Source organism: Hymenobacter aerophilus DSM 13606, from assembly GCF_000382225.1.
GTDB lineage: Bacteria > Bacteroidota > Bacteroidia > Cytophagales > Hymenobacteraceae > Hymenobacter > Hymenobacter aerophilus.
This window is the reverse complement of record NZ_KB907820.1, coordinates 55,409-63,240: the sequence shown is the minus strand read 5'-3', so window position 1 is coordinate 63,240 and position 7,832 is coordinate 55,409. Positions and strand designations below refer to the sequence as shown.

Below are 7,832 nucleotides of genomic sequence, written 5' to 3'. Positions count from 1 at the left end.
GATGCGGGGCAAGAAGTAGTGGCCGATGCGGCCTACGACAGTGATGCGTTGCGGGCCCTGATAGCGCAGGCAGGAGCCAAGGCGGTCATTAAGCCGAATCCACGGCGCAAGAACATGCCTCATTTCGACCCAGTGGCCTATCGGCAGCGACACCACATTGAGCAGACGTTCAGCAAAATGAAGCAATTTAGACGCTTAGCCACCCGCTACGATAAGCTGGACCGCACGTTTGACTCCTTTATCTGTCTACGAGTTATCACGCTCTACCTTAATTGAGAACAGCTCCTAACGGAGATTTATCGTCGGCTTACTTTTTCGGATAGTCAGACGCGGTAGACTATAGCCCAGGCGGCCCGCTAGGTGGCTTTTGGTAGCCTGAATTGGAAGGCCGCATGGAACTTGACAAGGTTCCGTCGTGTATCTTTGCCACGCAACCCGTTTCACCTTTTACCGCCCCTGACAAGGCCATGACACAGCACGACGACTTCGACGACGACGACCTTTTTGGCGACGACGATGCCCTGGATAACTTTGCCAAGGCCGGCGGCAGCAAAACCCACGGCTCGGCCGAGGAGCGCCTCGCGGCCAAGTACGCCGACTACCTGATGTGGCGCGATACCGGCTCCTCGCACGATGAGGCGCTGGATCTGGCCAGCATGAGCGAAGACGAGTTCGAAGAGGCCGAGGCCGGCAACGACCCCGAAAGCGGCGGCAAGTTCACCTCGCTCGACGAACTGGACGACAACGACTTCTCCGACGACGACACCGACGAATACGGCTCGGCCGGCTCGTCGCGCAACAGCGGCCGCAACTCCGACTACGACGATTATTAAGCTGGCTAGGAGTTAGATGGGCTGGCTGAAATGCGCCTGTCATCCTGAGCAAAGCGAAGGACCTTACCAAGTTAGAACGACGGTAGTAACGACTCGTTCTAACTTGGTAAGGTCCTTCGCTTTGCTCAGAATGACAACTTTTTACATTAACCTATCCGCACACTACCCGCGGCCGAAAACGCGGCGGAGTAGCTCGGTGGTACGGGCGACGGGGTTTTCGCGGATGTTGGCTTCTTCCTGGGCCACGAGCGTAAACAGGCCGTCGATGGCCTTGCCGGTGGCGTACTGGTTGAGGTCGGTCTGGACGGGCGTTACCAGCGGGATGCGGTTGTAGCGGGTCGTCAGGTCGGTGTAGTATTTGGTGGCGCCCACCTGATCGAGGCTGCGCTGCACGATGGGGCGGAACGCGGTGGTGAGCTGCTCGGTGGTGGTGCGCCGCAGGTAGTTGGTGGCGGCGTCCTTCTCGCCGGTCAGGATGCCCCAGACGTCTTTGAAAGTGAGGTTTTTGATGGCCGTCAGGAAGATGGGCTTGGCGCTCTGGGCGGCCTGTTCGGCCCCGCGGTTGAGCGTCAGTTCAAACTTATCCACCTGACTGCCCAGGCCCAGGCTGCGGAGCGTGGTGGCGACGCGCTGCGCATCGGGCGGGAACGGGATGCGGATGAGGCGGTTGAGGTAGAAGCCATCGGTTTTGGAGGCCTGGTCTGCGCCCTTACCGATGCCGATAGACAGGGCTTCCTTGAGACCCCGGGCGGCCTCGTCGGCGCTCAGGTTGCCGGGGCCGGCGGATGTACCGGAGCGCGGCGGGGCGGGCAGGCTGCTGATGATGCTGCCAACCTGGCTGCCCACCTGTGAGAAACTGCCCTGAGCGCACGAGTTCAGGCTCAACGAAAGGGCCGCGGCGGGCAGCAAAAGTAAACGGGAGTAGTTCATGAGAGCGGGAAAAGCAGTTTTGCGGCCCGTAAGACACAAACCGGACCAAAACAGAAAGTCAAAAGTCAAACAGAAAAAGTCAAAAGGAAAACCGCAGCCCAACCTGAACGCTTTAACTCCTCGGGGGTAAGCGCCCAAGTTAGGTTTCGCCGCTACCTTCGCCGGGCCACCCGGCGCTTTTACTTTTGACTTTTCCCTTTGACTTCGCTTTATGGTGCCCGACGTTGAGATTATGACCATTGGCGATGAGCTGCTCTACGGGCAGGTTATCGACACGAATTCGGCCTTTATGGGCCAGGAGCTGGGCAAGCTGGGCCTGCGGGTGCGCCAGATTACAAGCGTTTCCGACCGGGCCGATGAAATTGTGGCCACCCTCGACCAGGCCCGGCAGCGGGCCCGTGTGGTGCTGATGACCGGCGGCCTGGGCCCTACCAAAGACGACCTCACCAAGCACGTGCTGGCCCGCTACTTCGGTAGTGAGTTGGTAATGAACGAAAACGTGCTGCGCCACGTGGAGGGCATTTTTGCCCGCTACAACCGGCCCATGCTGGAGGTAAACCGCCAGCAGGCGCTGGTGCCGGTCAATTGCCAGGTGCTGCACAACGCCGTGGGCACGGCGCCCGGCATGTGGTTCGAGGATGGCGGCGTGGTGTTCGTGAGCATGCCCGGCGTGCCCCACGAGATGAAGTACCTGATGAGCCACGAGGTGCTGCCGCGCCTGCGCTCCTACTTCCAGACGCCCGCCATCGAGCACCTGATAATGCAGACGGTGGGCCTGGGCGAGTCGTTCCTGGCCCAGCAGATCGAGGACTGGGAAAATGCGCTGCCGCCCTACGTGAAGCTGGCCTACCTGCCCTACCTGGGCGGCGTGCGCCTGCGCCTCACGGGCCACGACGACGGCCAGCCCGACCTGCGGGCCCGCATGGAAGCGCTGCTGCCCGAGCTGCGCCGCCTGCTGGGCACCCACATCTTTGCCGAGGGCGAAATTAAGCTGGAAGAAGCCGTGGGCCAGCTTTTGCTGGAGCGCGGCCTGACGGTGGGCACGGCCGAAAGCTGCACCGGCGGCCTGCTGGCCCACCGCCTCACCGGCATACCGGGCGCCTCACGCTACTACCAGGGCAGCATCGTAGCCTACTCGAATGAGCTGAAAATGCGGGAACTGGGCGTAAAGCCCGAAACCCTGGCCGCCCACGGCGCCGTGAGCGAAGCCGTAGTGGCCGAAATGGCCGAGGGCCTGCGCCGCCGCCTGGGCGTGGATGTGGCCCTGGCTACCAGCGGCATTGCCGGCCCCGACGGCGGCACGCCCACCAAACCCGTAGGCACCATCTGCGTAGCTTACGCCGACGCCCACCGCACCGTCACCAAGCAAATCAGCTTCGACCGGGGCCGCCAGCTAAACCTGGAGTTCACCGCCACCACCGCCCTAAATCTGCTGCGCCTGAGCTTGCCGGAGGAAAGGTGAGATGGTGAAATAGAGAGATGGTGAGTTTGATGTTCAACGGTGCTGGTAGCGCAAGTGGCGCCATTGGGGCCCCAAAACATCAACTCACCATTTCGCCATCTCACCATCTCACCTTGTCTGGTTACCTTTGCACCACCATACCCCCACCCCACCCACCTTTATATTACCCCGACCGCATGGCACGAATGGAAATGACGATGCCCAAGATGGGCGAATCCATCATGGAAGGCACCGTTCTCAAATGGCTCAAACAAGTTGGCGACGCCATCGAGCAGGACGAATCGGTGCTGGAAGTGGCCACCGACAAGGTTGATACCGAAGTGCCGGCCCTGCACGCGGGCATTCTGCAGGAGATTCTGGTGGAAGAAGGCCAGGTAGTAGCCGTTGGCGCCCCCATCGCCGTGATTGAAACCGACGCCGCCAACGCCGGCGCTTCGGCCCCCGTCGCGGCTCCGGCTGCCCCTGCTGCCTCCGACAACGGCGCCGCTACGGCCGCCGCCCAGGTGCCCCACGTACCCGCCGAAACAACTCCGGCCGCTGGCACGGCCCAGCCCCAGGCCGGCCGCTTTTACTCGCCGCTGGTGCTCAGCATCGCCCGCGAGGAAGGCATCAGCATGAGCGACCTGGAGTATCTGCCCGGTACGGGCAACGAGGGCCGCGTGACGAAAAAGGATATCCTCGACTACGTAGCCAACGGCAAGCAGGCCCTGGCCCCGCAGGCCGCCTCGGCCCCTGCTGCTGCCAGCGCCCCCGCTGCGCAGCCTCAGGCGGCCGCTCCGGCCCCGGCCGCGCAGCCCGCTGCGGCAAAACCTGCCGCTGCAACCGCCAAGGCCGTGCCTTCCATCAGCGGTGGGCAGGAGCTGATTGAGATGGACCGCATGCGCAAGATGATTGCCCAGCGCATGGTGGACTCGAAGCGCATTTCGCCCCACGTGACGAGCTTCGTGGAGGCCGACGTGACCGACATCGTGAACTGGCGCAATAAGCACAAGGATGCCTACAAGAAGCGCGAAGGCGAGAACCTGACCTTCACGCCCATCTTCATCCAGGCTATTGCCCGCGCCATCCAGGATTTCCCGCTCATCAACGTTTCTATTGATGGCGACTACATCATCAAGAAGCGCGACATCAACATCGGCGTGGCCGTGGCCCTGCCCTCGGGCAACCTCATCGTGCCTGTGATTCACAACGCCGACCAGCTCAACCTCAATGGCCTGAGCAAGAAGCTGAACGACCTGGCCAACCGCGCCCGCCAGAACAAGCTCAAGCCCGAAGACCTGGAAGGCGGCACCTACACCGTGTCCAACGTCGGCTCGTTTGGCAACGTGATGGGCACGCCCATCATCATGCAGCCCCAGGTAGCCATCATGGCCGTGGGTGCCATCAAGAAGAAGCCCGCCGTGATTGAAACGCCCCAGGGCGACCTGATTGGCGTGCGCCACTTCATGTTCCTGAGCCACAGCTACGACCACCGCGTGGTCGACGGCTCGCTCGGCGGCATGTTCGTGCGCCGCGTGGCCGATTACCTGGAGCAGTTCGACCCCAACACGAGCATTTAAGCTTAGAGCTTAGAGCTTAGAGCTTAGAGCTTAGAGCTTAGAATGTATGCGAAAGGCCCCGTCGTGGTTATACGACGGGGCCTTTTTAATGGTCAGAGCCTACTTTTGAGTGTTGTTGTGCTTGGGCATTAGGGCTAACCTGACCTCTGGCCTTTTACTCGTAAACTTTCCTCATGAAAAAATACCTGCCCTTGGCGGCGTTGCTGATTGCACTGGGCCTCATTCTGTTCCTTTACCAGCGCCTGAACAACACCGAAACCGCGCTGAAACAGGCCGAGCAGAAGTTCCACGACTGCGAAATTGTCACCTTCCAGCTCCAGAACAAGCTCAGCCAACTCAAGCGCGGCCCCGTGCCCGATAGCCTTAAGGAGAAATAGCGAGATGGTGGAATGGTGAGTTGACGTTTCAGGGGCCTGATTGCGCAGATAGCGCCGCCAGGATTCCCCAAACATCAACTCACCAAATCACCATCTCACCAAATCACCTTACTGCTGGCCGCCGGCGTCGGGGGTGCTGCTGCCGCCTTCCTTCAGGTCGTCGTTGCTGATGGCGCGGCGGCGGCGGGGGCGCTGCTCGGTGGTGAGCTTGCCGATGCGGTAGCTCAGGTTGACGCGGATGCCGGCCCGGCGCAGCACGTTCACGCTATTCTGGTCGAGCACCGGCGACTCGATGCGGCTGCGGATTTTGAATTCGGGCGTAAAGAAGTTGTCGGCGCCGATGCCGAACGAGCCGCGCTTTTCGGCGAAGTCCTTCTTCAGGCTCAGGCTGTAAATGCCGAAACCGCCCTGAGTGCCCTGCAGCTGCACCTGCCGCCCGCGGTAGAAGGCGAAGCTCTGGAAGCCCCAGCCGCTGTCGAAGGTGTAGCTGGCAATCAGGCGGCCGCTGGCTACCACGCCGGTATTGCGGGCCGCCAGCTCGGGGTTGGGCGAGTTGTTGTCGAGCACCGCATAGTACACGTCGGTGCCGCCGCTGAGCGTGAACTTCTTGTTGATGTTGACGTTGGCGCTCAGGCTGCCGCCATAGGCGTTTTCGGTGCCGATGTTGGCGTACGTGGTTTTAACGGTATCGAGGTTGGTGCTGCGTACCGACTGGATGGAGCCGGTGGTGTTGCGCGCGAAAACTGAAAAGTTAAGCGAGGTCTGCTTGATGAAGGTGTTATAAGCAAGCTCGTAGTTGTTGGTTTTCTCCGGCTTCAACTGGGGGTTACCAACCGTTACAAGCAGCGGGTTGGAAGCCTGGCGGTTGGGGTTGAGAAACTGGAGCGACGGCCGCTGAATCCGGCGGTTGTAGGCCGCCTTCACTAGGTTGCCGTTGGCCAGCTTGCGCGAGAGGTTCAGGCTGGGCACCAGCACACTGTACGAGGGGATAGAGGCTTCCTCGCCTTTTGCGAAGTTGGCATTGATGGTGGTGTACTCGTAGCGGACGCCGGGCTTGAAGGTGTAGTTTTTCAGCAGCGTGGCCGTGTAAGCGGCGTAAGCAGCGGCCACGTTCTGGTCGTAAGTGAAGACGTTCGAAAGCCCCCGGCCCGCCTGGGGCACCCCGTTTTCCAGCGTGGTATAGTCACTGTTCACGCGCCGGATGATGTCCTTGGCCCCGAATTCCAGCACCTGGTTTTCCTTGATGGGCGTTATGTAGTCAGCCTGCAGCGTGTACTCTTCGTTGTAGCTGTCGTTGATGTTGCGCAGGAAGTCGCCCGCCCCCTGTCCCTCCCGGATGGCGTTGGTGAAGTTGTTGGTGCGCACGTTGCGGCTGTACTGGCCCAGCACGCTGAACTCCTGGCGCGGCTTCTCGAAGGTGCGCGTGTAGCTGAGCGAGGCATCCAGTGTAATCGAGTTATCGAGCACCTTCACGTCGCGCAGGCTAGTAGTCGGGGTGCGGGCAGCGTCGAAAAACGTGGTCGTCGAGCGCAAATCGTCCTGGTAGCTGGTGCCGTCGCGCTGGCCAACCTGCACCGAGGCGGCCAGAAAGTTGTACTTGTTGATGTCGTAGTCCCAGCCCAGCGAGTAGCGTGCGAACACCCCGCTCTGGCGCGTATCGGCCTGCTGCACCGAGCGGCTGACGGCCGTGCGGTTGGCGGGGTCGTTGTTGGCGGGCAGCTCGTAGCTGAGCTGCTCGTTATCGAAGCGGCCGGGCGTGTTGTACTGACCGCGCCCCCCGGCATTGAACGAGAAGCCCATTTTGCCGGTGCGGTAGGCCGCGCTCAGGCCCAGGTTGCTGCTGCGCGAGCCGGCGCTGATGCGCGTATCGAGCGTGAAGCCGCGCAGGTTGTTTTGCTTGGTGACGATGTTGATGATGCCACCCGAGCCTTCGGCATCGTACTTGGCCGAGGGCGAGGTAATCACCTCCACGCTCTTAATCTGGTCGGCCGGAATCTGCTTGAGCGCGTCGGCGATGCTGCTGGCCGAGATGGTGCTGGGGCGGTTGTTGATGAGCACCCGGATGTTGCTGGAGCCGCGCAGGCTCACGTTGCCGTCGAGGTCGACGCTGAGCAGGGGCACGCGGCGCAGCACGTCGGTGGCGTCGCCGCCGCGGGTGGTTTCGTCCTTTTCGGCGTTGTACACCGTGCGGTCTACTTTCTCCTCAATCAGGGCGCGCTGGCCTTCCACCACCACTTCCTTCAGGGCCTGGGCCGTGCTTTCGATGCCGATGCTGCCCAGGTTGAGCACGTTGCCCGCCTCGGTAATCACCACGCCGGGCTTCTCAAAATTCTTGTAGCCGATGAAGCTGACCTGCAGCGTGTAAGTGCCGGCCCGCAGCCGCGGAATGCTGAATTTGCCGTTCTCATCGGCCGAAGTGCCATCGGCGGGCTTGCCGGTGGCGGGGCTCAGCAGCACCACCGTGGCGTAGGGCACGGGCTGTTTGGTGCCGGCGTCGAGGATGGTGCCGGTCACGCGGCCGTTGCCGGGCTCGGCCTGCATCTGGCCGGCGGGCCGGCCGGAGCCGGCGGGGGCCTGGGCTAGCCCCGTAACTGCCGAACCGCTCAGGGCCAGCAGCAATGCGTACTTCTTCATTCTGGAATTTAAATACGACCACCGCAAAATCCGGAGG

The 7,832-nt window shown here is 61.7% G+C and carries 7 protein-coding genes; 5 read left to right on the top strand and 2 right to left on the bottom strand.

From position 1 onward, the window contains the following. Positions 1-276: IS5/IS1182 family transposase (locus tag H145_RS0114565; RefSeq protein WP_019948899.1), on the top strand; the 276-nt coding region annotated here is incomplete at its 5' end. A gap of 191 nt (positions 277-467) precedes the next feature. After that, positions 468-833 carry a hypothetical protein gene (locus H145_RS0114560; RefSeq protein ID WP_019948898.1) on the top strand — a complete coding sequence of 122 codons (366 nt, stop codon included), beginning with the start codon at positions 468-470 and terminating at the stop codon, positions 831-833. A 162-nt stretch (positions 834-995) separates the two neighbouring features. Here the strand turns inward: H145_RS0114560 and H145_RS0114555 are convergent, their stop codons facing one another. Then, a complete protein-coding gene (locus H145_RS0114555) occupies positions 996-1,763 on the bottom strand; it encodes a DUF4197 domain-containing protein (RefSeq protein ID WP_051103009.1) in 768 nt (255 codons plus the stop codon). A 211-nt stretch (positions 1,764-1,974) separates the two neighbouring features. Here H145_RS0114555 and H145_RS0114550 point away from each other — a divergent pair, with 211 nt between their 5' ends. The 3 genes from H145_RS0114550 (at position 1,975) to H145_RS0114540 (ending at position 5,161) form a co-directional block, all read left to right on the top strand. Beyond that, positions 1,975-3,225 carry a competence/damage-inducible protein A gene (locus H145_RS0114550; protein ID WP_019948896.1) on the top strand — a complete coding sequence of 417 codons (1,251 nt, stop codon included), beginning with the start codon at positions 1,975-1,977 and terminating at the stop codon, positions 3,223-3,225. Positions 3,226-3,401: 176 nt separating this feature from the next. Beyond that, the gene (locus H145_RS0114545) at positions 3,402-4,784 is read left to right on the top strand and encodes a dihydrolipoamide acetyltransferase family protein (RefSeq protein ID WP_026351538.1); all 1,383 of its coding nucleotides are present in this window, start codon (positions 3,402-3,404) and stop codon (positions 4,782-4,784) included. Positions 4,785-4,957: 173 nt separating this feature from the next. Next, entirely contained in the window at positions 4,958-5,161 is a 204-nt protein-coding gene (locus tag H145_RS0114540) for a hypothetical protein (protein WP_019948894.1), read from the top strand. Between the two features lie 108 nt (positions 5,162-5,269). Here H145_RS0114540 and H145_RS0114535 read toward each other — a convergent pair whose 3' ends face one another. Beyond that, positions 5,270-7,795 carry a TonB-dependent receptor domain-containing protein gene (locus H145_RS0114535; RefSeq protein WP_019948893.1) on the bottom strand — a complete coding sequence of 842 codons (2,526 nt, stop codon included), beginning with the start codon at positions 7,793-7,795 and terminating at the stop codon, positions 5,270-5,272. Positions 7,796-7,832: the final 37 nt, after the last annotated feature.

Excerpts from the sequence above, each read along its gene's own strand:
- H145_RS0114560 (WP_019948898.1), top strand. The coding sequence starts at position 468 with ATGACACAGCACGACGACTTCGACGACGACGACCTTTTTGGCGACGAC.
- H145_RS0114555 (WP_051103009.1), bottom strand. The coding sequence starts at position 1,763 with ATGAACTACTCCCGTTTACTTTTGCTGCCCGCCGCGGCCCTTTCGTTG.
- H145_RS0114550 (WP_019948896.1), top strand. The coding sequence starts at position 1,975 with ATGGTGCCCGACGTTGAGATTATGACCATTGGCGATGAGCTGCTCTAC.
- H145_RS0114545 (WP_026351538.1), top strand. The coding sequence starts at position 3,402 with ATGGCACGAATGGAAATGACGATGCCCAAGATGGGCGAATCCATCATG.
- H145_RS0114540 (WP_019948894.1), top strand. The coding sequence starts at position 4,958 with ATGAAAAAATACCTGCCCTTGGCGGCGTTGCTGATTGCACTGGGCCTC.
- H145_RS0114535 (WP_019948893.1), bottom strand. The coding sequence starts at position 7,795 with ATGAAGAAGTACGCATTGCTGCTGGCCCTGAGCGGTTCGGCAGTTACG.